The following is a 23,310-nucleotide window of genomic DNA, read 5'->3' as shown; positions in this document are numbered from 1 at the left end:
GCAACCTAGGGTCCCCTTCCCGCTTACTTTCGGTTTCATTTCCACTCTGCGCCCGTTCCCCACACGTATCTGTATGGCAGCTCTCTCCCACGACCCGCGCCTGGACCAGCTCAAGGCCTGGGTATCCGGACTCGGCCCGGCATGGTCCGCCGATCCCGATTCCTGCGCCCCCGCCTCGGCCGACGCCAGCTTCCGGCGCTATTTCCGCGTCAGCACCGGCCATCCGGCGCATCCCACCGCCATCGTGATGGACGCCCCGCCGGCGCATGAGGACTGCCGCCCGTTCATCCATGTGTGCGGGCTGTTCGGCGCGGCCGGCGTGACCGTGCCGACCGTGCTGGCGCAGGACCTGGAGCAGGGTTTCCTGCTGCTGGCCGACCTCGGCAACCAGACCTACCTGTCGCGGCTCGATGATTCCACCGCCCACGGCATGTATGCCGACGCGGCCGCCACGCTGGTCCGCATCCAGGCCGCCACCCGCCCCGGCGAGCTTCCGGCCTACGACCGCGCGCTGCTGCAGCGCGAGCTCGACCTGTTCCCGCAGTGGTATGTGGCCAAGCACCTGGGAGCCAGCCTGACCGAGGCCCAGAAGGCTGACCTGCACGAAGTGACGGAAACGCTACTCGCCAATAATCTTGCGCAGCCGCAGGTCTACGTGCACCGCGATTTCCACTCGCGCAACCTGATGGTGCTCGACGGCGGCGCCAACCCGGGCGTGCTCGACTTCCAGGACGCGGTGATCGGCCCGATCACCTACGACGCGGTCTCGCTGTGGCGCGACGCCTATATCGAATGGGACGAAGAGCAGCAGCTGGACTGGCTGATCCGCTACTGGGAGCGCGCGCGCAAGGCCGGCCTGCCGGTCAACGCCGACTTTGGCGAGTTCTATCGCGATTTTGAGTGGATGGGCCTGCAGCGCCACCTCAAGGTGCTGGGCATCTTTGCCCGCCTGTACCACCGCGACGGCAAGGACGGCTACCTGGCCAACCTGCCGCTGGTGATGAAGTACACCCGCCAGGTGGCCGGCCGCTACACCGAACTGCGCAAGCTGATCAGGCTGCTGGACGCGCTCGAAGGCGCGGCCAGCCCGGCCGGCTACACGTTCTGACGCCGTGCCCGACAACGAGCCGGTTCTGCCCGACCACCACGCGCCCGCCATCACCGCCGCCGGCGAATGGCTGGCCGGCGCGCGCGCGCTCGCGCCGATGCTGCTGGGCGTGGTGCCGTTCGGCCTGATCTACGGCGTGCTGGCCGTCGGCGCCGGCATGCCGGCGTGGCTGGCCTGGGCGATGAGCGTGGTCGTGTTCGGCGGCGCCTCGCAGATGATCCTGACTCAGTTGTGGACCGCCGGCACCCCGGCAGTGGTGATCACGCTGACGGTGGCCATGGTCAACCTGCGCCACGCGCTGTATTCCGCCACCATCGCGCCCACGCTTGCGCACCTGCCGCGGCGCTGGAAAGCGCTGATCGCCTACCTGCTGACCGACGAAGCCTTTGCCGCGATGACGCACCGGCTTGGCGACAGCGGCCCGCGCGCCCGCTACCGCCACTGGTACTACTTCGGCGGCGGCTTCGCCCTGTGGGCCAGCTGGCAGCTGTCGACGCTGGCCGGCGTGCTGGTCGGCGCCCAGGTGCCGCGCGACTGGCCGCTGGATTTCTTCCTGCCGCTGACCTTCATCGGCATCATCGTGCCGGGCCTGAAGCACCGCTCGCACGTGGCCGCGGCGCTGGCCGCCAGCGTGCTGGCGGTAGCCTGCTACAGCCTGCCGCACAAGCTCGGGCTGATGGTGGCTGCGCTCGGCGGCATTGCCGTGGGCATGCTGGTGCTGGGCCGCGGCAGCCGACCCGGGCCACGTCCGGCCAGCCGTGGCGCCGATGCCACGCCAGGCGGACCGGCCGGCAAGGAGGCCGCATGAGTGCGATGACCCTGCTGTGGGTCTTCCTTGCCGCAGGCCTGGCGACCTTCCTGATCCGCCTGTCGTTCATCGCCGTGGAAGGCCGCGTGCGGCTGCCGTCGTGGTTCCGCACCGCGCTGCAGTTCGTGCCGGCAGCGATGCTGTCGGCGCTGATCGCCCCTGACCTGCTGATGCAGCATGGCGAGCTTGCCCTCACCCCCGCCAACGCGCGGCTGGTGGCCGGCGTGGTGGCCATCCTGATCGCCGCTCGAACCCGCAGCGTGGGCTGGACCATCGCCGGTGGCATGACCGCGCTGCTTGCCCTGGAGGCTCTCTTCTGATGAAGGCCATGATCTTCGCCGCCGGCCGCGGCGACCGCATGCGTCCGTTGACCGATTCCTGCCCCAAGCCGCTGCTGGCGGTGGGCGGCAAGCCACTGATCGTCTGGAAGATCGAGGCGCTGGCGCGTGCCGGCCTGCGCGACATCGTCATCAACCATGCCTGGCTGGGCGCACAGATCGAAGCCGCGCTGGGAGACGGCAGCCGTTTCGGCGTGCGGCTGGCCTATTCTGCCGAGGGCACTGCGCTGGAAACCGCCGGCGGCATAGCACAGGCCCTGCCGCTGCTGTCCGCGCACCCGGAGCGCGGCGAGATCTTCCTGGCCGTGTCGGGCGACATTTTCTGCGACTACGACTTCCGCAGGCTGTTGCCTCGCGCGCACGACATGGCCGGCGCGCCCGCCCCGCGCATGCACCTGGTGATGGTGCCCAATCCGGATTTTCACCCGAACGGCGACTTCACCCTGGAACCGGACGGCCTGCTGACGCTCGACGGGACACTGGCCAACGGTGGCGAACGGCTGACATTCGGCAATATCGGCCTGTACGACACGCGCCTCTTCACCGCCATCGAACCTGGCACCAAAATGCCGATGACACCCTACTACTGGGAGGCCATCGAGGCCGGCGCCGCTACCGGCGAACGCTTCGACGGACGCTGGGAGAACGTGGGCACGCCGGCGCAGCTGGCCGAGCTGGATGCGGCGCTTGCGGCAGCAGCGCCTGTGGCGGCGCACGGGCGCTAAGCCGACTGACTGGGCAGGCTGGCAAGGCGCCCGGAAGATCCCGCGGCCAGCAAGGCGCCAGCGGCGGTAGAATCGGCCTGATCCTCCTCATCCCAGGCCCTACCATGTCCTCACCCGACAATGCCCTCCTCGCCGCCTGCCGCGACCGCCGCGCCCGTGTGCTGCAGCACCTGCGCGCCGGCGGCGGCGGCGTGGCGATCCTGCCCACGGCGCCGGAAGCCATGCGCAACCGCGACAGCGACTACCCGTACCGGCACGACAGCTATTTCTATTACCTGAGCGGCTTTACCGAGCCCGATGCCGTGCTGGTGCTGGTGGCCGGCGCGCCGGGCGACCCCGCCGATGCCGACCGCAGCATCCTGTTCTGCCGCCCCAAACATGAAGAGCGCGAGATCTGGGACGGTTTCCGTTTCGGCCCGGACGGCGCGCGCGCCGCCTTTGGCTTTGACGAAGCGCATTCGGTCGAAGAGATCGATGCCGCGCTGCCGCCGCTGCTGGCCAACCGCGCGCAGATTGCCTACCCGCTGGCCGACTCGACCCGCACCGACGTGCAGATGCGACGTTGGCTGGACGCCGTGCGCATGCAGGGCCGCGCCGGGGTGGCCGCGCCGTCGGTTGCGCTCGACATCCGCACCCTGCTCGATGAAATGCGCCTGTTCAAGGATGCGGGCGAGCTGGCCACCATGCGCCGCGCGGCGCAGATCTCCGCCGGGGCCCATGTGCGCGCCATGCAGGCCACCCGCGCCGGGCTGCGTGAATACCACCTGGAAGCAGAACTGCTCTATGAATTCCGCCGCCATGGCGCGCAGAGCGTGGCCTACAACTCGATCGTCGCGGCCGGTCCCAACGCCTGCGTGCTGCACTACCGCGCGGGCCCCGCCGAGCTGCGGGACGGCGACCTCTGCCTGATCGATGCCGGCTGCGAGTTCGACGGCTACGCCTCGGACATCACCCGCACCTTCCCGGTGTCGGGCCGCTTCTCGCCGGCGCAGCGAGAGCTGTATGACCTGGTGGTGGCCGCGCAGGACGCCGCCATTGCCGAGACCTGCGCCGGCGTGCCCTACAACGTGCCGCATGACGCCGCCGTGCGCGTGCTGGCGCAGGGCATGCTCGATACCGGCCTGCTCGACCGCAACAAGGAAGGCACGCTCGACGACGTGCTCGCCAGCGGCAGCTACCGCCGCTTCTACATGCACCGTACCGGCCACTGGCTTGGCATGGATGTCCATGACGTGGGCGAATACCGCGTGGCCAGCCACGGCGGCGAGGGCGAGCGCCCGTGGCGGCCGCTGCAGCCGGGCATGGTGCTGACCATCGAGCCCGGCATCTATGTGCGCCCGGCCGAGGACGTGCCCGAGCGCTACTGGCATATCGGCATTCGCATCGAGGACGACGCCGTGGTCACCGACGGCGACTGCGAGCTGATCACGCGCGGCGTGCCGGTGCTGGCCGACGAGATCGAGGCGCTGATGCGCGATAACGCAAATGCTGCCGGAGGTCTGCGATGATCGGCTGGCTGCGCAGGATCTTTCCGGGCCAGGCCCGCAGCGGCAGCAATGCTGGCAGCACGCGCCGGCCCGATCCGTCCGAACCCTTCATCATCAACCTGTACGACGACCGCGTGGTGGTGCACCGCCCCGACGGCCAGCGCGAGGAAGTCGCGTGGGACGCGCTCGAGCGCGTGGTGGTGCGGGTGTCCGACCGCGCGCCCTGGGCCGGCACGGCCTGGCTGATCCTGATCGGCACGCCCGATTCGGGCCAGGGCTGCGTGGCGCCGCTCAATGCCGCCAACCATGTGGCACTGCTGGAGCAGTTGCGCGCACTGCCGGGTTTCAACCATCAGAAGCTCGAGAACGCGCTGCGCGACGCCGCGGCCGGCAAGTCGCGCTCCGATGCGATCTGCTGGAAGCGCGATGCGGCAGCACAAGCGGAGGCGGATGCAGGTCATGCAGGAGGCAGCGACGATGCCGGCCGCGCAGCCTGATTTCCACGGCCTTCGCGACATCGCCATCGTCGGCGGCGGCCCGGTCGGGCTGGCGCTGGCCTGCCAGCTGCTGCGCACTACCGGCTGGCGCCTGACGCTGGTCGATGCCGCCACCCCGGCGCGCGCCGCGCGCGATCCGCGCGCGATCGCGCTGTCGCATGGCAGCCGCCAGTTGCTGGAGCAGATCGGCGCCTGGCCGGTGCCCGGCAGCCCGATCGAGCACATCCATGTCTCGCAGCGCGGCCGCTTCGGCCATGTCCGGCTGCACCATGACGACTACGGCGTGCCGGCGCTCGGCTACGTGGTGCGCTACGGCGACTTGTGCGAGGCACTGGAGCGCGCGCTCGCTCATGCCGCGCAGGTGGCGGGCGAAGGCCGGCTGCAGCGCGTGTTCGAGACCCGCATCGACCAGATCGCACAGGACCCCGCGCCGCGCGCCGCGGACGACCCCGATGCCGGCACCGTGCAACTGGCCGGCACCGGCCACGACGGCCAGGTGGCGCACTTGTCCGCGCGCCTGGTGGTGCAGGCCGAGGGCGGGCTGTTCCACCAGCAGGCCGCCCACCAGGGCCGCGGCGCACGCACGCGCGACTACCGCCAGACCGCGGTGATCGCCCATGTGACCTGCTCGCGCCCGCAGCCGGGCTGGGCCTGGGAGCGCTTTACCGAGGAAGGCCCGCTGGCGCTGCTGCCGCACGAGGAGCACGGCGTTTCGGGCTATGCGCTGGTGTGGTGCTGCCCGCCGGACCAGGCCGCGCGGCGCATCGCGTTGCCGGAAGCCGAGTTCGCGGCGGAATTGGGCCGGGCCTTTGGCGACCGCATGGGCCATTTCACGCTGGCCGGCAAGCGCCATGCCTTCCCGCTCGGCCTGAATGCCGCACCGGTGACCGTCAACGGCCGCGTGGCGGCAGTCGGCAATGCCGCGCAAACGCTGCACCCGGTGGCCGGCCAGGGGCTCAACCTGGGCCTGCGCGACGCCTTCGCGCTGGCCGATTCGCTGCGCAGCGCCTGCACGCCGCAGGCGCTGCAAGCCTTCGCCAGCCGCCACCGGTTCGACCGCGCCGTCACCATCGGCGTGACCGACCTGCTGCCGCGCGTGTTCGGCATCGCCTACCCGCTGGCCGCGCACGCGCGGGGCGCGTCGCTGGCCGCGCTGGCCTGCCTGCCGCCGCTGCGGCATGCGCTGGCGCGCCACATGATGTTCGGAATGCGCCACTGACCTCAGGCAGTGGCGCAAGCGCCACGCGCGTGGCGGCATTTGCGCCACGACCCTGCCCGGATGCGATCCGGATGCTCAAATCTTGGGCAATGGCGACGGTTTGGCGGTAGAATCCTGCCCTCGCACATGTCCCGATCCAACGCCGGCAGCAGTTTCGGCAGGGGCATGTTTTTCCGTTTCGTCTTCCGTCTCAGAGCAGGCCGTCCCGATCCCTTCCCTGGTGCCATCCGCGCCGCGAAGGCGCTACGGTCACCGGGACAGCCTCTCAGAACCGCCGCCCAATCGTGCAGATCGGACCTCACCAACTCCGCAACAACCTGTTTGTCGCCCCGATGGCGGGCGTGACGGACCGGCCCTTCCGCCAGCTGTGCAAGCAGCTCGGCGCAGGCTATGCGGTGTCGGAAATGGTGGCGTCCAACGCACAGCTGTGGAAGAGCGAGAAGACCATGCGCCGCGCCAACCATGCCGGCGAGGTCGAGCCCATCGCCGTGCAGATCGCCGGCGCCGAGCCGTCGATGATGGCCGAGGCCGCGCGCTACAACGTGGACCGCGGCGCGCAGATCATCGACATCAACATGGGCTGCCCGGCCAAGAAGGTGTGCAACGTCGCCGCCGGCTCGGCCCTGCTGCAGAACGAGCCGCTGGTGGTGCGCATCGTCCAGGCCGTGGTCGGCGCCGTGGGCGACCGGGTACCGGTCACGCTGAAGATCCGCACCGGCTGGAACCGCGAGAACCGCAATGCGCTGCGCATCGCGCACATGGTCGAGGACGCGGGCATCAGCATGCTGACCATCCACGGCCGCACCCGCGCCGACCTGTACCACGGCGACGCCGAGTACGAGACCATTGCCGCGGTCAAGGCAGCGGTCTCGATCCCGGTGGTCGCCAACGGCGACATCACCACGCCGCAGAAGGCAAAGCAAGTACTGGCGCTGACCGGCGCGGACGCGATCATGATCGGCCGCGCGGCACAGGGCCGGCCCTGGCTGTTCCGTGAGATCGAGCACTTCCTGAAGACCGGCGAGATGCTGCCGTCGCCGGAAGTGGCCGAGATCCGCGCCATCATGAATGCGCACCTGGAAGACCACTACGACTTCTATGGCGAATTCACCGGCGTGCGCACCGCGCGCAAGCATATTGCCTGGTACACGCGCGGGCTGCGCGGCGCCAACCTGTTCCGCCACCGCATGAACACGCTGGAGAGCACCGCCGAACAACTGGCGGCGGTCAATGCGTTCTTCGACGAGCAGGCGCAGATCTCTGACCGGCTGGTGTACGTGGACGACGCAGCACAAGACCAAGACGAAGCGAACAACAACAAAAACGGGGAGTTGCTTGCCGCATGAGCCGCAACGCTATCGACCAGTGCATCCGGGAAAGCCTGGATACGTACTTTCGCGACCTGGACGGCGAAGAGCCGTCCAATATGTACAACATGGTGCTCGAGGCCGTCGAACGGCCGCTGCTGGAAGCCGTGATGGTGCGCGCCGAGCGCAACCAGTCGCTGGCGGCCGCCTACCTGGGCATCAATCGCAATACGCTGCGCAAGAAGCTGCAGCAGCACGGTTTACTTTGAATTTGAAGCATCTCCCACAGCCATGATCAAGCAAGCCCTACTCTCCGTATCCGACAAGACCGGCATCGTCGATTTAGCGCGCGAACTGAACGCGCTCGGCGTCACGCTGCTTTCCACCGGCGGCACCGCCAAGCTGCTGGCCGACAGCGGCCTGCCCGTGACGGAGGTGGCCGACTACACCGGCTTCCCGGAAATGCTCGACGGCCGCGTCAAGACGCTGCACCCGAAGGTGCACGGCGGCATCCTGGCACGCCGCGACCTGCCCGAGCACATGGCCGCGCTGGCCGAGCACGGCATCCCGACGATCGACCTGCTGGTGGTGAACCTGTACCCGTTCCAGCAGACCGTGGCCAAGGATGACTGCACCCTGCCCGACGCGATCGAGAACATCGACATCGGCGGCCCGACCATGCTGCGCTCGGCGGCCAAGAACCACCGCGACGTGACCGTGATCGTCGACCCGGCCGACTACGCCGTGGTGCTCGATGAAATGCGTGCCAACGCCAACAGCGTCGGCTACGACACCAATTTCCGCCTGGCCACCAAGGTGTTCGCGCACACCGCGCAGTACGACGGCGCCATCACCAACTACCTGACCAGCCTGGGTGCCGACAAGTCGCACCAGGGCCGCAGCGCCTACCCGCAGACGCTGAACCTGGCCTTCGACAAGGTGCAGGAAATGCGCTACGGCGAGAACCCGCACCAGTCCGCCGCGTTCTACCGCGACCTGAAGGCCGTGGACGGCGCGCTGGCCAACTACGTGCAGCTGCAGGGCAAGGAACTGTCGTACAACAACATCGCCGATGCCGACGCGGCCTGGGAATGCGTCAAGTCGTTCGACGCCGCCAGCGGCGCTGCCTGCGTCATCATCAAGCACGCCAACCCGTGCGGCGTGGCGCTGGGCGCGAATGCGCTGGAAGCGTATGACAAGGCCTTCAAGACCGATTCGACCTCGGCCTTCGGCGGCATCATCGCCTTCAACGTCGAACTGGACGAGACCGCCGCGCAGGCCGTGGCCAAGCAGTTCGTCGAAGTGCTGATCGCCCCGTCGTTCAGCGCCGGCGCGCGTGCCGTGTTCGCGGCCAAGCAGAACGTGCGCCTGCTGGAAATCCCGCTGGGCAAGGGCATCAACCAGTATGACTTCAAGCGTGTCGGCGGCGGCCTGCTGGTGCAGAGCCCGGACGCCAGGAACGTGCAGCCGTCCGAGCTGCGCGTGGTGACGCGCCGCCACCCGACGCCGAAGGAAATGGACGACCTGATGTTCGCCTGGCGCGTGGCCAAGTTCGTCAAGTCCAACGCCATCGTGTTCTGCGGCGGCGGCATGACGCTGGGCGTCGGCGCCGGCCAGATGAGCCGCGTGGATTCGGCCCGCATCGCCAGCATCAAGGCGCAGAACGCCGGCCTGACGCTGGCCGGCTCGGCCGTGGCCTCTGACGCGTTCTTCCCGTTCCGTGACGGCCTGGACGTGGTGGTCGACGCGGGCGCGACCTGCGTGATCCAGCCGGGCGGCTCGATGCGCGACGACGAAGTGATCGCCGCCGCCGACGAGCGCGGCATCGCCATGGTGGTGACCGGCACGCGCCACTTCCGCCACTAAGCACTGGCAGGCTTGTGGTCTTGCGTGGCAAGACCGCCGGCTCCCGAAGCGGTTTCGTTCTCCTGCAAGGGAAAGCGAAACCGCTTTTTGCATTAGGTGCCGGCGCAAAAAGCAATACACTAGCGACGGCATCCACCCTACCCACCCAATGCGAATCCTAGGCATCGACCCCGGCCTGCGCACCACCGGCTTCGGCGTGATCGAGAAGCACGGCAACAAGCTTGCCTACGTGGCCTCGGGCACGATCAAGAGCGACGGCAATTCAACCCTGCCGGAACGGCTGAAGACCCTCTACGACGGCATCAGCGAAGTGTCGCGCACCTATGCACCCGACTGCGCGGCGATCGAGAAGGTCTTCGTCAACGTCAACCCGCAGTCCACGCTGCTGCTCGGCCAGGCCCGCGGCGCGGCAATCTGCGGGCTGGTGGGCTACGGCTTGCCCGTGTTCGAGTACACCGCGCTGCAGCTCAAGGTGGCGGTGGTCGGCTACGGCCGCGCCAACAAGGCGCAGGTGCAGGAAATGGTGACGCGGCTGCTGATGCTGCCCGGCCAGCCCGGCAGCGATGCGGCCGATGCGCTCGGCGTGGCGATCTGCCATGCCAACGGCAGCGATACCCTGGGCACGCTGTCGGGCCTGGCGCCCGACCTGGTGCGCAAGGGCATGCGCGTGCGGCGCGGGCGGCTGGTCGGCTGAGCGCACTGGCGGATCGCGCTCGCCGCGCCCGCTTTCCCATCTTTTACAATCGGGCCTTGGTCTCACCACAGGAACGCTGCATGCCTAGCCAGTCCCGATTGAGCGCGCCGCGCTCGTGCGCCGCCGGCCTCTTCCCTGTTCTTGCCTTCCGGCGATGGCTGTTCCCGGCCGCTGCCGCCGCGGCCTGCGCCGTGCTGGTCGCCGGCTGCGCCACCGCGCCGCGCCCGAAGCCAGCCTCCCCGGCGCCAGCGCCCGCGCCGAGCGCCGCGCCTGCGGCCACCTCCGCCGCCCAACCCAGGCCGCTGGTGATCGCCCACCGCGGCGCCAGCGCGCTGCGCCCCGAACATACGCTTGCCGCCTACGCCAAGGCCATCGAGGACGGCGCCGACGCCATCGAGCCCGACCTGGTCATGACACGCGACGGCGTGCTGGTGGCGCGCCACGAGAACGACATCACCGGCACCACCAACGTGGCCGAACTGCCGCAGTTCGCCGAGCGCAAGCGCACCAAGGTGATCGACGGCGAGCGCCTGAGCGGCTGGTTCACCGAAGACTTCACGCTGGCCGAGCTCAAGACACTGCGCGCGCGTGAGCGCATCCCGCGGGTGCGGCCGGCCAATGCGCGGCTGAACGACCAGTTCGAGGTGCCGACCTTCGACGAGATCGTGCGGCTGGCCGAGCAGGCCTCGCTGCGCACCGGCAAACCCATCGGCATCTATCCCGAACTGAAGCATCCGAGCTATTTCCGCGGCATCGGCCTGCCACTTGAAGACAAGCTGGCAGCGGCCTTGCGCGCGCAGCCCTACTTGCGCCAGGCGCCGGTGTTTATCCAGTGCTTCGAGAGCGGCAGCCTGCGCGCGATGCGACGCACGCTAGGCCGCGGGCTGCCCAACGTGAAGCTGGTCCAGCTGGTCGGCAACCCGCGCAAAGGCCCCGCGGACTGGAAGCTTGCCGGCGACCCGCGCACCTTCGACGACATGCTGAGCACGACCGGCCTGCGCGAAGTGGCGGCCTACGCCGACGGCATCGGCCCGGAGAAGAGCAGCGTGGTGCCACGCGATGCGCAGGGCGCGCTGGCTGCGCCGACCTCGGTGGTGCGCAACGCGCATGCGGCCGGCCTGTTCGTCCACCCCTACACCTTCCGCCCGGAAAACAGCTTCCTGCCCAAGGCGCTGCAGACCGGCGGCGACGACGCCACGCGCAGCCCGTCCGGCATGGAGCGGGAGGTGCAGGCCTTTATCGCGGCCGGCATCGACGGCTTCTTCACCGACGACCCGGCGCTGGGCCGGCGCGCGGTGGATACGCCGGCGCGCTGATCCGGCCGGGCGGCCGCTGGGCTACACTTGCGGCCGCCTCCTCCCTGACACCCCACCTTCCATTCCCTCCTCCGCACCATGATCGGACGCATCGCCGGCACCCTTATCGAGAAGAATCCCCCGCACCTGCTGGTCGATTGCCACGGCGTCGGCTACGAGGTGGACGTGCCGATGAGCACCTTCTACAACCTGCCCGCGGTGGGCCAGCCGGTGACGCTGCTGACGCAGCTGATCGTGCGCGAGGACGCGCACCTGCTGTACGGCTTCGGCACCGCATCGGAACGCAACACCTTCCGCGAGCTGATCAAGATCACCGGCATCGGCGCGCGCATGGCGCTGGCGGTGCTGTCGGGCATGTCGGTCCCCGAGCTGGCGCAGGCCATCACGCTGCAGGAAGCCGGCCGCCTCACGCGCATTCCCGGCATCGGCAAGAAGACCGCGGAGCGGCTGCTGCTGGAGCTCAAGGGCAAGCTGGGCGCGGAGCTGGGCCATGCGCCGGGCACGCCGGCGGTGCCGGACAGCGCCGTCGACGTGCTCAATGCGCTGCTGGCGCTGGGCTACTCGGAGAAGGAAGCCGCCGCCGCAATCAAGCAGGTGCCGGCGGGGACCGGCGTGTCTGAGGGCATCAAGCTGGCGCTCAAGGCATTGTCCAAGGCTTGAGACCTGCATAGGCGCGTAGAATGGCGGATTGTTGCCGCTGTCCGGGCCCCTGACCACCATGATCGAAACTGACAAGCTTGCCGCCCCCGCCCGCGTGATCGCCGCCACCCCCGCTTCGTCGCAGGAGGAGGCGTTCGAGCGCGCGCTGCGGCCCAAGCTGCTGGACGAATATGTCGGCCAGGAAAAGGTGCGCGGACAGCTCGATATCTTCATGCACGCCGCGCGCAACCGGCGCGAGGCGCTGGACCACGTGCTGCTGTTCGGCCCGCCGGGCCTGGGCAAGACCACGCTGGCCCACATCATCGCGCGCGAGATGGGGGTCAACCTGCGCCAGACCTCGGGCCCCGTGCTGGAGCGCCCGGGCGACCTGGCCGCGCTGCTGACCAACCTGGAAGCCAACGACGTGCTGTTCATCGACGAGATCCACCGGCTCTCGCCGGTCGTCGAGGAAATCCTGTACCCGGCGCTCGAGGACTACCAGATCGACATCATGATCGGCGAAGGCCCGGCGGCGCGCTCGGTCAAGCTCGACCTGCAGCCGTTCACGCTGGTGGGCGCCACCACGCGTGCCGGCATGCTGACCAACCCGCTGCGCGACCGCTTCGGCATCGTGGCGCGGCTGGAGTTCTATACCGCCGACGAGCTGGCCCGCATCGTCACGCGCTCGGCGCAGCTGCTGCATGCCCGCATCGACCCGCAGGGCGCGCTGGAGATCGCCCGGCGCGCGCGCGGCACGCCCCGTATCGCCAACCGGCTGCTGCGCCGCGTGCGCGACTACGCCGAGGTCAAGGGTGACGGTAACATCACCCGCGCCATGGCCGACGCGGCGCTGGCCATGCTGGACGTGGACAGCGTCGGCTTCGACCTGATGGACCGCAAGCTGCTGGAAGCCGTGCTGCTCAAGTTCGGCGGCGGCCCGGTGGGCGTGGACAACCTGGCCGCGGCCATCGGTGAGGAGCGCGACACCATCGAGGACGTGCTCGAGCCCTACCTGATCCAGCAAGGTTACCTGCAGCGCACGCCGCGCGGGCGCGTGGCCACGGCGGCCGCCTACCGGCATTTCGGCCTGGCCAACCCGCAAGGCAGCGGCGCGACCGAGCTGTTCGGCGACGCCTGACAGCTCGCTGCAGCGCAGCCATAACGCCCTGGCAGGGCCCCGGTGCAGCACCAATTAAATGTTTTAATTTCGCGCTCCAAATTTTTTCGAAGTGGATTGCTGGCCCGTGGCCGATTGTCCACAATGGCTTTATCGGCACCGGCCCGGTGCTGCGATGGCCGTGCCCCCGCCAGGCACGGCACCTTCACAAATACGTCAAGGAAAGCCAATGATTCGCCATTCGTCCAGCCTGCTCGCCGCGGCCCTCGCCGCCACCGCGTTCGCCGCCGGCAGTGCCAACGCCCAGCGCCCGCCGGCGCCGGTCGGCGTGGCCGAAGAAGCGGTCATCAGCGGCAAGATCGTCGATATCGATCCCGAATCCAAGGCCGTGCTGGTCCAGGGCCCGCGCGGCAACGTGGTCGAACTGGTGGCTGGCGACGAAGCCCGCAACTTTGGCCAGATCCGCAAGGGCGACATCCTCACCGTGGCGCGTGGCGCCGCGCTGGTCGCCGCGCTTGAGCCGGTCGACAGCAAGGCCACCGCACTGGCCGAATCGGTCGACCGCACCACTCGCGCCGCCGAGGGCGGCAAGCCCGGCATCATGCGCGAGATCACCACCACGGTAACCGCCCAGATCACCAAGGTCGACCCGGCCAAGCGCCTGATCACCTTCCGCGGTCCGCGCGAGACGCTGCGCACCGTGAAAGTACAGGACCCGGCCATCGACCTGAACGGCATCAAGCAGGGCCAGATGGCCAAGATCGTCTACCGTGAAGTCGTGGCCATTACGGTCAAGGCACCCGCGGCAGCCGCAGGCAACTGAGCCACTTAGCCAGACGCGGTACTTTTCCCATCAGGAGGTTACCTATGAATCGTCGCCACTTTGTTACCCGGGTTGCCGGATCGGGCCTGCTCGTCGCCACGGTGATGGCTGCGGGCTGCACCACTACCGGCACCAGCGCCTCGAAGGACCCGGTCGCCAAGAAGCAGGAAATCGATGCAGGGGTGGACGGAGCGCTGAACCGGCTGTTCTCCACCAACGCCGGCGCACGCGACCTGGCGCAGCGTGCGCAAGGGGTCCTGGTGTTCCCGCGCGTGATCTCGGCCGGCCTGGTGGTAGGCGGCGAGTACGGCGAGGGTGCGCTGCGATCGAAGGGCGCGACGGTCGGCTACTACAGCACGACGCAGGCCTCGGTCGGGCTGACCGCCGGCGGGCAGTCCAAGGCCGTCATCATCATGTTCATGACCCCGGAGGCCTACAACAAGTTTGTTTCCAGCAAGGGCTGGACCGCCGGCGCCGATGCCAACGTGGCGGTGGCCAAGATCGGCGCGGACGGCAGGCTCGACACCCTGACCAGCCAGCAGCCGGTGATTGCCTTCGTGCAGACCAATGCCGGCCTGATGTTCGACGTCTCGGTGAACGGCTCCAAGATCAGCAAGCTGGAAATCTGACGCGGCCACCCGGCTGCGCCGCTCCACCTGAAGTTCCCGGCTTCGGCCGGGAATTTTCATTTCAGGCGGCCACAGCAACGCTTGCGCACGCCGCGGCAGGCGCGGCGGAATCCGGGGCCCGCTGGCATAATCGCGCCCAAAACACCGCGCGCCAGCGCGTCCGACCGGGAGCCCCCATGTCCGCCGTCCCTGCCAGCACGACCCAACCGGGCCGTGTCTACCGCTACTATGATTTAGTCATGGTGGCCTTTGTCACCGTGCTGCTGTGCTCGAACCTGATCGGCGCGGCCAAGGCGGCGCAGGTGACGCTGCCGGTGATCGGCACGGTGACCTTCGGCGCCGGGGTGCTGTTCTTCCCGATCTCCTACATCTTCGGCGACGTGCTGACAGAGGTCTACGGCTACGGCCGCGACCGGCGCGTGGTCTGGGCCGGCTTTGCCGCGCTGGCGTTCGCCACCTTCATGAGCCTGGTGGTGTTGAACATGCCGGTCGCGCCCTTCATGGCGGACTACCAGAAAAGCCTGCAGGAGGTGTTCGGCAACACCTGGCGGATTGCGCTCGGCTCGCTGATCGCCTTCTGCTGCGGCAGCTTCACCAACAGCTACGTGCTGGCCAAGATGAAGCTGTGGACGTCGGGGCGGTGGCTGTGGACGCGCACGATCGGCTCCACGCTGGCCGGGGAGCTGGTCGACTCGTCGCTGTTCTACGTAATCGCCTTCTACGGCATCTGGCCGCTGGAGAAGGTGATCCAGGTGGCGGTGGCGCAGTACGTGCTGAAGACCGGCTGGGAAGTGGTAATGACACCGGTGACGTACAAGGTGGTGGGGTTCCTGAAGCGGGCCGAGAACGAGGATTACTTCGACCGCAATACCGACTTCACCCCGTTCCGCGTCCGCGTGTAGCGCTACGGCACGCGCCGGTCCACCTCGTCCAGCGCCAGGTTTTCCAGGTGGCTGACATCGCCCCACTGCGCCAGCGTCAGGTGGGTGCTGTCGCTGCGTAACCGGTTGACGCTGGCATTGAGCAGTTCATGCTGGCGCGGCGCTTCCAGCGTCATGCCGGTGGCCTCGCGGTACAGGCAGTCGAGCACGCCGCCGTGCGCCACCAGCGCGATGCGCTCGCCGGGATGCCGGCGCGACAGCGCCAGCACCACCTCGACCGCGCGCTCATGGAAGCCCAGCAGCGACTCGCCTTCAGGCGGCGCGTAGTCCGGCACGCGCGCCTGCCAGCGGGCAAAATCCTCGGGCAGGTGCTCGGCCACCTCGGCGTAGGTCTTGCCCTGCAGCGTGCCATAGCTGCGCTCGCGCAGGCGCGCATCGGGGCGCACCTGCAGCCCCAGCACCTCGGCCAGCGGCGCAGCGGTTTCCATCGCACGCGACAGGTCGCTGGCATATACCGCATCGATCGGCTCGCCCGCCAGCGCAGTGGCCAGCGCGCGCGCCTGGGCGCGGCCGGTCTCGTTCAGGGGAATGTCGAGCTGGCCCTGCAGCCGGCGCTCCCGGTTCCAGGCCGTTTCGCCGTGGCGGATCACGATCAGGTGGGTATAGGCCAGCGAATGCGGCCCGGGGCTTTGCGACATGCCGTTTCCTTCGGGGATTTCCTTGAGGCCGGCACCGCGCGGCTGGCGCGGCGCCGGCCAGGCGTTATTTCGCCAGCTTCGGGTTCAGCGTATAGGTTCCGGTGAGGCTGGCCTGCGCCAGCACATGGCCCTGGATCGCCTCGCGCACCTGCGCGCCGGTGAAAGTGCCATCCAGCGGCAGCCGGTCGACGTCCAGCGCATACAGCGTGAACACGTAGTGGTGCAGCAGCGTGTCGTTCCACGGGGGGCACGGGCCGTCATAGCCGTAGTAGTCGCCCTTCATGTCGGCATCGCCGGCGAACCAGCCGGTGTAGTCGTTGATGCCGTGGCGCAGGCCGCCCGCGGTGGCGGTGCCGCCGGTGGCTTCGGGGCCCGGCTTGCCGCGCGCGATCACACCGTCGCTGTGCGAGCCCGCCGCGATCGAGGTCAGGCCCGGCGGGATGTCGACCAGCACCCAGTGGAAGAAGTCCACGCGCGGCAGCGAGGCCGGCACTTCGCGGCCTTCCTGGTTGACGTCGTCGCCCTTGCTGGGGACGTCGCGGTCGTGGCAGATCAGCACGAACGAGCGCGTCTCGGCCGGGGCGTCTTCCCAGTGCAGGTCGGGATTGCGGTTGTTCGACAGGGCCACGTGGGCGGCGGCGTCGGGCACGCAGAAGGCGAACTCACCGGGAATCGGCGCGTTGTCGTTGAAGGACTTGCTCCAGAGTTTCATTTGTCTCTCCTGTCTTGGTGCCGCGCCGGGGCGCGGCAGCTTGGAATCTGTTCAGGCCGGCGGCACCCGCAGCCAGAAGGTGACCGGGCCGTCGTTGACCAGGCTGACTTGCATCATCGCGCCGAACTCGCCGGTCTGCACCTGCGGATGGGCAGCGCGCGCCTGCGCCACGAAGTGCTCATACAGGCGCCGGCCGTCCTCGGGCGAGGCAGCGGGCGTGAAACTCGGCCGCGTGCCGCTGTTGGTATCGGCCGCCAGCGTGAACTGCGACACCACCAGCAGCCCGCCGGCGTTGCCGTTGCCGTCCATGTTCTGCACCGGCAGGTTCATCTTGCCGGCCGCATCGGAAAACACCCGGTACGACAGCATCTTGGCCAGCAGCCGCTCGGCCTGCGCCTCGGTGTCGCCGCGCTCGGCGCAGACCAGCGCCAGCAGGCCGGCGCCGATTTCACCGGTGGTGCGGCCTTCGACCGTGACGCGGGCCTGGGCCACCCGCTGGATCAGCGCGATCATCCCGGCCGCCTCAGGCCAGCGTCACGCGCGCGAAGCGGCGCTTGCCGACCTGCACGACATAGGTGCCGGCGGCCACCTTGGTGGCCTTGTCGCTGACCGTGGCGCCGTCGATCTTGACACCGCCCTGCTCGATATTGCGGTTGGCTTCCGAGGTGGATGGCACCAGGTTGGCCTGCTTGAGCAGCTGCGCGATGCCCAGCGGCGCGCCGCTCAGGCTCACTGCCGGGATGTCGTCCGGCACGCCGCCGCGGGCGCGGTGGTTGAAGTCCTCCAGCGCCTTCTCGGCATCGGCCTGGCTGTGGAAGCGCGCCACGATCTCCTGCGCCAGCAGCACCTTGCAGTCGCGCGGATTGCGGCCCGCCGCGATTTCCTGCTTCATCAGGTCGATCTCGGCCAGCGGGCGGAACGACAGCAGCGTGTAGTACTGCCACATCAGGTCGTCCGAGATGCTCATCAGCTTGCCGAACATCTCGTTGGGCGCCTCGGTCACGCCGACGTAGTTGCCCTTGGACTTGGACATCTTCTCGACGCCGTCCAGGCCCACCAGCAGCGGCATGGTCAGGATGCACTGCGGCTCCTGGCCGTATTCCTTCTGCAGCTCGCGCCCGACCAGCAGGTTGAACTTCTGGTCGGTGCCGCCGAGCTCCAGGTCCGACTTCAGCGCGACCGAGTCATAGCCCTGCATCAGCGGGTAGAGGAACTCATGCACGGAGATCGGAATCCCGGAGCGGAACCGCTTGGTGAAGTCATCGCGCTCCATCATGCGCGCCACGGTGTACTTGGCCGCCAGCTGGATCATGCCGCGCGCGCCCAGCGGATCACACCATTCGCTGTTGTAGCGGATCTCGGTGCGGGCCGGGTCGAGCACCAGGCTGGCCTGGCGGTAGTAGGTCTGCGCGTTGGCCTCGATCTGCTCGCGCGTCAGCGGCGGACGTGTGCTGTTCCGCCCAGACGGATCGCCGATGGTCGAGGTGAAATCGCCGATCAGGAAGATCACCTGGTGGCCGAGGTCCTGCAGCTGGCGCAGCTTGTTCAGCACCACGGTATGGCCGATATGGATGTCGGGCGCGGTCGGGTCCAGGCCCAGCTTGATGCGCAGCGGCACGCCGGTGGCCTCGCTGCGCGCCAGCTTCTGCGTCCACTCGGATTCGATCAGCAGTTCGTCGCAGCCTCGCTTGGAGACTTCCAGGGCCTGCATCACCGACGGCGTCAGGGGGTATTTGGCCGTGGGGCCCGTGGCAACTTCAGTCATGACGTAAGTCTTTGAAATACTTGAAATTTTAGGAAATTTCCTGACAGCCGACAGGGCTGGATTTTGGTATAATCCCCGATTCCCGGCGCCTACGGAAGCCTTTCCAGTGCGCCACCCGCCACTTTGTGCAGCAATACAGGCGGCCAAATAACAGTGAAGAGCCCGCGCCGCACCTCGGGGGAGGAAGGCAGACGAGACACATCGTCCCCGGCAGTGGTGCTCAGACCAAGGTTGAATTTTACGTGATGTGGTCCAGACTCCGCGAAGTTTTCGCGCGTGAGCTGGTGGTTCTTGTCGATCCGACCAACCCCCAGCACGCGCGGCGGCGCAAACAACTGACGGCCTCGGTGGGCGCAATCTTCACGCTCGGCATGGCCGCGGCGATGGGCGTTGCGCCGCGCAGCGCCTTTGACGATCCGCTCGCACCGCGCACGCAGCAGGCGCTGCGCATGCCCAACGTGCGCGAGCAACTCGAACAGCTTACCGATAGCGAGGCCATCTACGTACGCGAAGAGCGCATGCAGCGCGGCGACACCATCGCCAGCCTGCTCAAGCGGCTGGGCGTGGACGATGCCGACGCGCAGGCGTTCATCGTCAAGAACCCGACCGCGCGCGGCCTGTTCAACCTGAACCCCGGCCAGGCGGTGCAGGCGGAGATCGACGAAAGCAACACGCTGGTGTCGCTGCAGGCCAACCTGGGCGGCGACGCAGCCGCCTCGCGCGAGCTGGTGATCGAGCGCGTGCGCGCGGCCAGCGACGATACCGCCGCCACCTACAAGGCCAAGGTGCAGCGCGTCGACAACGACGTGCACTATGAGATGGCCTCGGGCGCGATTTCCGCGAGCGGCTTCTTCAAGGCCATGGACGCGGCCAACGTGCCCGACGAAGTCGTGCAGCAGATGCTGTCGATCTTCTCCGGCGTGATCGACTTCCACCACGACATCGCCAGCGGCGACCGCTTCCGCATCATCTTCGAAGCGGGCTTCCGCGACGGCACCTTCGTGCGCAACGGCCGCGTAGTCGCATTGGAGCTGATCAACCGCAACCAGCTGCACCAGGCGCTGTGGTTCGCGCCCGAGGACAGCAAGGACGGCGGCGCCTACTACACCTTCGACGGGCGCAGCATGAAGCGGCCGTTCCTGCGTTCGCCGGTGGAATTCTCGCGCGTGTCGTCGGGCTTCGGCGGCCGCGAGCACCCTCTGCATCATGACTGGGCGCAGCACAAGGGCGTGGACTTCGCCGCCCCGACCGGCACCAAGGTGCTGGCCACCGGCGACGGCGTGGTCGAGTTCGTGGGCCAGCAGAACGGCTACGGCAATATCGTCATCCTGAACCACGCCAACGGCTACTCAACCTACTACGCGCACCTGTCCGGCTTTGCCGGCATGCGCCAGGGCCAGCCGGTGCGCCAAGGCCAGCTGATCGGCTATGTCGGCTCGACCGGCTGGGCCACCGGCCCGCACCTGCACTATGAGTTCCGCTTCAACGACGTGCCGCAGAACCCGCTGACCATCACGCTGATGGAATCGCCGACGCTGACCGGCAAGTCGCGCCAGGAATTCCTGACCTACACCAGCGGGCTGCTCAGCCGCATCAATGCGCTGCGCACCTACAACGTGCTGACCGCCTCCAACTGAGCGCGCCCATCGTGACTCAGCCCGTGACTGGCAGCGAACGCTATATCGGCATCATGTCCGGCACCAGCATGGACGGTGCCGACGCGGTGCTGGTGGATTTCAGCGGCGCGCGGCCCGCCGTGCTGGCGGCCGCCAGCCAGCCCTTCCCCGACACCCTGCGCGCGGCCTTTGCCGCCCTGCAGCAGCCGGGCGAGGACGAGATCCATCGCGAGGCGCTGGCAGCCAATGCGCTGGCGCAGGTCTACGCCGGCTGCGTGGCCGCACTGCTGGGCGAGGCACAGGTCGACGCGGCCGCAGTGGCCGCCATCGGCGCCCACGGCCAGACCATCCGCCACCGGCCGGGCCTGTACGACGGCATCGGCTACACCCGCCAGAGCCAGCATCCGGCGCGTCTGGCCGAGCTGGCCGGCATCGACGTGGTGGCGGACTTCCGCAGCCGCGACCTCGCCGCCGGCGGCCAGGGCGCGCCGCTGGTGCCGGCGCTGCACCATGCGCTGTTCGGCAGCGACGCCGAAACCCGCGTTGCCTGCAATATCGGGGGCATCTCCAATATCAGCATCCTGCCCGCGGCGGGCGGCGCCGTCAGCGGCTTCGACTGCGGCCCGGGCAATGCGCTGCTCGACTACTGGATCGGCCGCCACCGCGGGCTTCCCTTTGACAGCAACGGCGACTGGGCCGCGAGCGGGCGTGTCGACGCCGCACTGCTGGCGCAGTGCCTGGACGAGCCCTACTTCAGCGCAGCGCCGCCCAAGAGCACCGGGCGCGACCTGTTCCATCCGGGCTGGCTCGAAGCCCGTCTCGCCTCGTTCCAGCATCTCGCGCCTGCCGATGTGCAGGCGACGCTGGCCGCGCTGACGGCCGAGGCCATCGCGCGCGACGTGCGCACCCACGCGCCCGACGCGCGCCGCCTGGTCGTCTGCGGCGGCGGCGCCCGCAACGCGTTCGTGATGGCCCGGCTGGCACAGGCATTGCCCGGCGTGGCCATCGAGACCTCGGAAGACTACGGCGTGCCGGTGTCGCAGGTCGAAGCCATCGCCTTTGCCTGGCTGGCACGCCAGTGCCTGCTGCGCCTGCCCGGCAACGTGCCCACCGTGACCGGCGCCGCCGGGCCGCGCGTGCTGGGCGCGATCTATCCGCGCTAAGGCAGGCGCATCGCGCCGCCCTCCTCCACCCAATCCATGAACGCTTGTGCCAGCGGCGAGGCCCGCATGGCCGGCGAGCGCGCCAGCACCACGCGCTGCGGCGTCACCGGCTCGCGCAGCGGCAGGCAGGCGATCGGCACGCCGTCGTAGCTGTGGTCGCCGGCCGGGCGCGTGCACGACAGCGCCACGCCATAGCCGTGCGCCACCAGTCCGCGCTGCATCTCGAAGGTCTGCGTGTACTGGTGCAGCACCGGGTGCAGGCCATGCGCCCAGAACAGCGACAGGAAGTACTCGCGCGTCTGCGGGATGTCCTCGAGGATCAGCCGTTCGCCGGCCAGGTCGGCCAGGCTCACATCGGTGCCGCTTGCCAGCGGATGGCCGGCGGGCAGCAGCGCATAGGGTGCCAGTTCCGCCAGCGTGCGGCGCTCGGTGCGGGCATCGAGCCCCAGTTCATAGGTCAGCGCCAGTTCGGCCTTGCCCGCCTGCAGCGTGCGGTGGACGGTCGCCAGGTCCGCCTCGAACAAGGTCACCGAGATGCCCGGATGGTGCCGGCGCAGCCCCGCCAGCAGACGTGGCACAAAGTACGGCCCGAGGTCCTGGAAGCAGGTCAGCGAGAGCTGGCCGGTCAACCCCCGGCCGGTGGCGTCGTCCACGGTGAGGCCGGCCGCCAGCGCGAGGATGTCTCGTGCCCGCCCCAGCAGGCGCTGACCGGCGGGCGTCAGCGACAACCCACGGCTGACCTGGCGCCTGAAGAGAGGCTCGCCCAGAGTGTCTTCCAGCTGCGCGATCGCGGTGGAGACAGACGGCTGCGACACATGGCGCGCCCGAGCCGCCGCGCTGATGCTGCCGTGCTCGGCTGCGGCGACAAAGTATTCGAGCTGGCGGAAAGAGAAGGGGATCATGATTTCCTATATCGCAACATAGGAAATATATGCTTTTCCTATCCCTAACGCATGGTGATACTGGGCACATCGCCCCCACACAACATCGCCATGAACATCACCCAGGAACAGATCGACACCTACCAGCGCGACGGCGTGCTGGTGCTGCGCGGCGCTTTCACCGACTGGGTCGAACGGCTGCGCGACGGCTTTGCGCAGAACCTGGCCGAGCCGGGCCCCTTCGCCATCGAGAACGTACGGCCCGGCGAAAGCGGGCGCTTCTTCGAGGACTACTGCAACTGGCAGCGCATTACGCCGTTCGATGACTTTATCCGCCAGTCGCCGGCGGCTGCCATTGCCGGGCGCATCATGCAGTCGCAGGCGGTGCAGGTGTTCCACGAACACATCCTGGTCAAGGAGCCCGGCACGGCCAAGCCCACGCCGTGGCACCAGGACCTGCCCTACTACTGTGTCGACGGCACCCAGACCGCGAGCTACTGGATCCCGCTGGATCCGGTGACGCAGGCCAATACCCTGCGCGTGGTGGCCGGCTCGCACCGCTGGGCGCGGCTGGTGCGGCCCAAGCGCTGGGCCAGCAACGAGAACTTCTATGGAGGTGACGACGCCTTCATGGAGATGCCGGACGTGGAAGACGGCAGTTACACCCTGCTCGCACCGGAACTGGAGCCAGGCGATGCCGTGGTGTTCGACTTCCGTACCGTGCATGGCGCTGCCGGCAATACCGGCAGCGGGCGCCGGCGAGCGTTCTCGGCGCGCTTCCTGGGCGACGACGTGCGCTTCATGCAGCGGCCCGGGCGCACCTCACCGCCCTTTCCCGGCATCGATCAGCAGACCGGCGAGCGCATGCGCGAAGACTGGTTTCCCGTGGTCTGGCGCGCCGCGCGGTAAGCCATCGCGGAAAAGAAAAAACGCACCCGAAGGTGTAATGCCGTTCAGTTAAGAGCTGAACGGCATTTTTGTATGTAGCGTCAGAGGAAGTTGTAAACGCTGCGCCGAAGTG

Annotated in this window: 25 protein-coding genes; 20 read left to right on the top strand and 5 right to left on the bottom strand. The window is 68.5% G+C overall.

Annotated features, from left to right (window positions below):
• The first annotated feature begins 73 nt into the window (after positions 1–73).
• The 17 genes from AC07UK_RS24775 (at position 74) to AC07UK_RS24695 (ending at position 15,475) form a co-directional block, all read left to right on the top strand.
• Positions 74–1,108, top strand: coding sequence for an aminoglycoside phosphotransferase family protein (locus AC07UK_RS24775; protein WP_436220846.1), 1,035 nt, complete (start codon positions 74–76; stop codon positions 1,106–1,108).
• Between the two features lie 4 nt (positions 1,109–1,112).
• A complete protein-coding gene (locus tag AC07UK_RS24770) occupies positions 1,113–1,916 on the top strand; it encodes an AzlC family ABC transporter permease (protein WP_494687751.1) in 804 nt (267 codons plus the stop codon).
• Complete coding sequence (locus tag AC07UK_RS24765) at positions 1,913–2,236, top strand: AzlD domain-containing protein (protein WP_436220844.1); 324 nt, start codon at positions 1,913–1,915, stop codon at positions 2,234–2,236. Before AC07UK_RS24770 ends, AC07UK_RS24765 begins: the two co-directional genes overlap by 4 nt.
• Complete coding sequence (gene murU / locus AC07UK_RS24760; RefSeq protein WP_436220843.1) at positions 2,236–2,979, top strand: N-acetylmuramate alpha-1-phosphate uridylyltransferase MurU; 744 nt, start codon at positions 2,236–2,238, stop codon at positions 2,977–2,979. The genes AC07UK_RS24765 and murU overlap by 1 nt, the downstream gene beginning before the upstream one ends.
• Before the next feature lie 104 nt (positions 2,980–3,083).
• Positions 3,084–4,487: an aminopeptidase P N-terminal domain-containing protein gene (locus tag AC07UK_RS24755; RefSeq protein WP_494687752.1), complete on the top strand. Its 1,404-nt coding sequence runs from the start codon at positions 3,084–3,086 to the stop codon at positions 4,485–4,487.
• Entirely contained in the window at positions 4,484–4,963 is a 480-nt protein-coding gene (locus tag AC07UK_RS24750; protein WP_436220842.1) for a hypothetical protein, read from the top strand. The genes AC07UK_RS24755 and AC07UK_RS24750 overlap by 4 nt, the downstream gene beginning before the upstream one ends.
• Positions 4,944–6,182, top strand: coding sequence for a UbiH/UbiF/VisC/COQ6 family ubiquinone biosynthesis hydroxylase (locus AC07UK_RS24745; RefSeq protein WP_436223034.1), 1,239 nt, complete (start codon positions 4,944–4,946; stop codon positions 6,180–6,182). Before AC07UK_RS24750 ends, AC07UK_RS24745 begins: the two co-directional genes overlap by 20 nt.
• Before the next feature lie 284 nt (positions 6,183–6,466).
• The gene (dusB, locus tag AC07UK_RS24740) at positions 6,467–7,528 is read left to right on the top strand and encodes a tRNA dihydrouridine synthase DusB (protein WP_013955584.1); all 1,062 of its coding nucleotides are present in this window, start codon (positions 6,467–6,469) and stop codon (positions 7,526–7,528) included.
• Positions 7,525–7,758 (top strand): Fis family transcriptional regulator, encoded by a 234-nt coding sequence (locus AC07UK_RS24735; RefSeq protein WP_010813887.1) that lies wholly within the window; start codon positions 7,525–7,527, stop codon positions 7,756–7,758. The genes dusB and AC07UK_RS24735 overlap by 4 nt, the downstream gene beginning before the upstream one ends.
• Positions 7,759–7,780: 22 nt before the next feature.
• A complete protein-coding gene (gene purH, locus AC07UK_RS24730) occupies positions 7,781–9,355 on the top strand; it encodes a bifunctional phosphoribosylaminoimidazolecarboxamide formyltransferase/IMP cyclohydrolase (RefSeq protein WP_436220841.1) in 1,575 nt (524 codons plus the stop codon).
• 148 nt (positions 9,356–9,503) lie between these two features.
• On the top strand, positions 9,504–10,049 hold the full coding sequence (gene ruvC / locus AC07UK_RS24725; protein WP_010813889.1) for a crossover junction endodeoxyribonuclease RuvC: 546 nt from the start codon (positions 9,504–9,506) through the stop codon (positions 10,047–10,049).
• Positions 10,050–10,129: 80 nt separating this feature from the next.
• Positions 10,130–11,365 (top strand): glycerophosphodiester phosphodiesterase, encoded by a 1,236-nt coding sequence (locus tag AC07UK_RS24720; protein ID WP_436220840.1) that lies wholly within the window; start codon positions 10,130–10,132, stop codon positions 11,363–11,365.
• 78 nt (positions 11,366–11,443) lie between these two features.
• Positions 11,444–12,025: a Holliday junction branch migration protein RuvA gene (gene ruvA, locus AC07UK_RS24715; RefSeq protein WP_436220839.1), complete on the top strand. Its 582-nt coding sequence runs from the start codon at positions 11,444–11,446 to the stop codon at positions 12,023–12,025.
• A 58-nt stretch (positions 12,026–12,083) separates the two neighbouring features.
• Positions 12,084–13,142 (top strand): Holliday junction branch migration DNA helicase RuvB, encoded by a 1,059-nt coding sequence (gene ruvB, locus AC07UK_RS24710; protein ID WP_013955579.1) that lies wholly within the window; start codon positions 12,084–12,086, stop codon positions 13,140–13,142.
• 208 nt (positions 13,143–13,350) lie between these two features.
• The gene (locus tag AC07UK_RS24705) at positions 13,351–13,944 is read left to right on the top strand and encodes a hypothetical protein (protein WP_436220838.1); all 594 of its coding nucleotides are present in this window, start codon (positions 13,351–13,353) and stop codon (positions 13,942–13,944) included.
• A 44-nt stretch (positions 13,945–13,988) separates the two neighbouring features.
• Positions 13,989–14,573 (top strand): BPSL1445 family SYLF domain-containing lipoprotein, encoded by a 585-nt coding sequence (locus AC07UK_RS24700; RefSeq protein WP_436220837.1) that lies wholly within the window; start codon positions 13,989–13,991, stop codon positions 14,571–14,573.
• A 176-nt stretch (positions 14,574–14,749) separates the two neighbouring features.
• Positions 14,750–15,475 (top strand): queuosine precursor transporter, encoded by a 726-nt coding sequence (locus AC07UK_RS24695; RefSeq protein WP_013955577.1) that lies wholly within the window; start codon positions 14,750–14,752, stop codon positions 15,473–15,475.
• 2 nt (positions 15,476–15,477) lie between these two features.
• Here the strand turns inward: AC07UK_RS24695 and AC07UK_RS24690 are convergent, their stop codons facing one another.
• The 4 genes from AC07UK_RS24690 to tyrS all read right to left on the bottom strand — a co-directional run bounded on the left by AC07UK_RS24690 (position 15,478) and on the right by tyrS (position 18,629).
• A complete protein-coding gene (locus AC07UK_RS24690; RefSeq protein ID WP_035824657.1) occupies positions 15,478–16,152 on the bottom strand; it encodes a histidine phosphatase family protein in 675 nt (224 codons plus the stop codon).
• A gap of 64 nt (positions 16,153–16,216) precedes the next feature.
• On the bottom strand, positions 16,217–16,864 hold the full coding sequence (locus AC07UK_RS24685; RefSeq protein ID WP_316152977.1) for a YbhB/YbcL family Raf kinase inhibitor-like protein: 648 nt from the start codon (positions 16,862–16,864) through the stop codon (positions 16,217–16,219).
• A 51-nt stretch (positions 16,865–16,915) separates the two neighbouring features.
• Positions 16,916–17,377, bottom strand: coding sequence for a D-aminoacyl-tRNA deacylase (dtd, locus tag AC07UK_RS24680; RefSeq protein WP_010813898.1), 462 nt, complete (start codon positions 17,375–17,377; stop codon positions 16,916–16,918).
• 10 nt (positions 17,378–17,387) lie between these two features.
• Entirely contained in the window at positions 17,388–18,629 is a 1,242-nt protein-coding gene (gene tyrS / locus AC07UK_RS24675) for a tyrosine--tRNA ligase (RefSeq protein WP_494687753.1), read from the bottom strand.
• A gap of 245 nt (positions 18,630–18,874) precedes the next feature.
• Between tyrS and AC07UK_RS24670 the strand changes: the two genes are divergently transcribed.
• Positions 18,875–20,266, top strand: coding sequence for a M23 family metallopeptidase (locus AC07UK_RS24670; RefSeq protein ID WP_494687754.1), 1,392 nt, complete (start codon positions 18,875–18,877; stop codon positions 20,264–20,266).
• Positions 20,267–20,277: 11 nt separating this feature from the next.
• A complete protein-coding gene (locus AC07UK_RS24665; RefSeq protein WP_494687755.1) occupies positions 20,278–21,408 on the top strand; it encodes an anhydro-N-acetylmuramic acid kinase in 1,131 nt (376 codons plus the stop codon).
• On the opposite strand, the gene AC07UK_RS24660 is transcribed toward AC07UK_RS24665, so the two are convergent.
• Entirely contained in the window at positions 21,405–22,310 is a 906-nt protein-coding gene (locus AC07UK_RS24660) for a LysR substrate-binding domain-containing protein (protein WP_494687756.1), read from the bottom strand. The genes AC07UK_RS24665 and AC07UK_RS24660 overlap by 4 nt on opposite strands.
• 90 nt (positions 22,311–22,400) lie before the next feature.
• Between AC07UK_RS24660 and AC07UK_RS24655 the strand changes: the two genes are divergently transcribed.
• Positions 22,401–23,198, top strand: coding sequence for a phytanoyl-CoA dioxygenase family protein (locus tag AC07UK_RS24655; protein ID WP_436220830.1), 798 nt, complete (start codon positions 22,401–22,403; stop codon positions 23,196–23,198).
• Positions 23,199–23,310 lie beyond the last annotated feature (112 nt).

It is taken from the genome of Cupriavidus sp. GW821-FHT07C08, from assembly GCF_059419025.1.
Note: the sequence above shows the minus strand (reverse complement) of the source record. Positions and strands in the feature narration are given on the sequence as shown.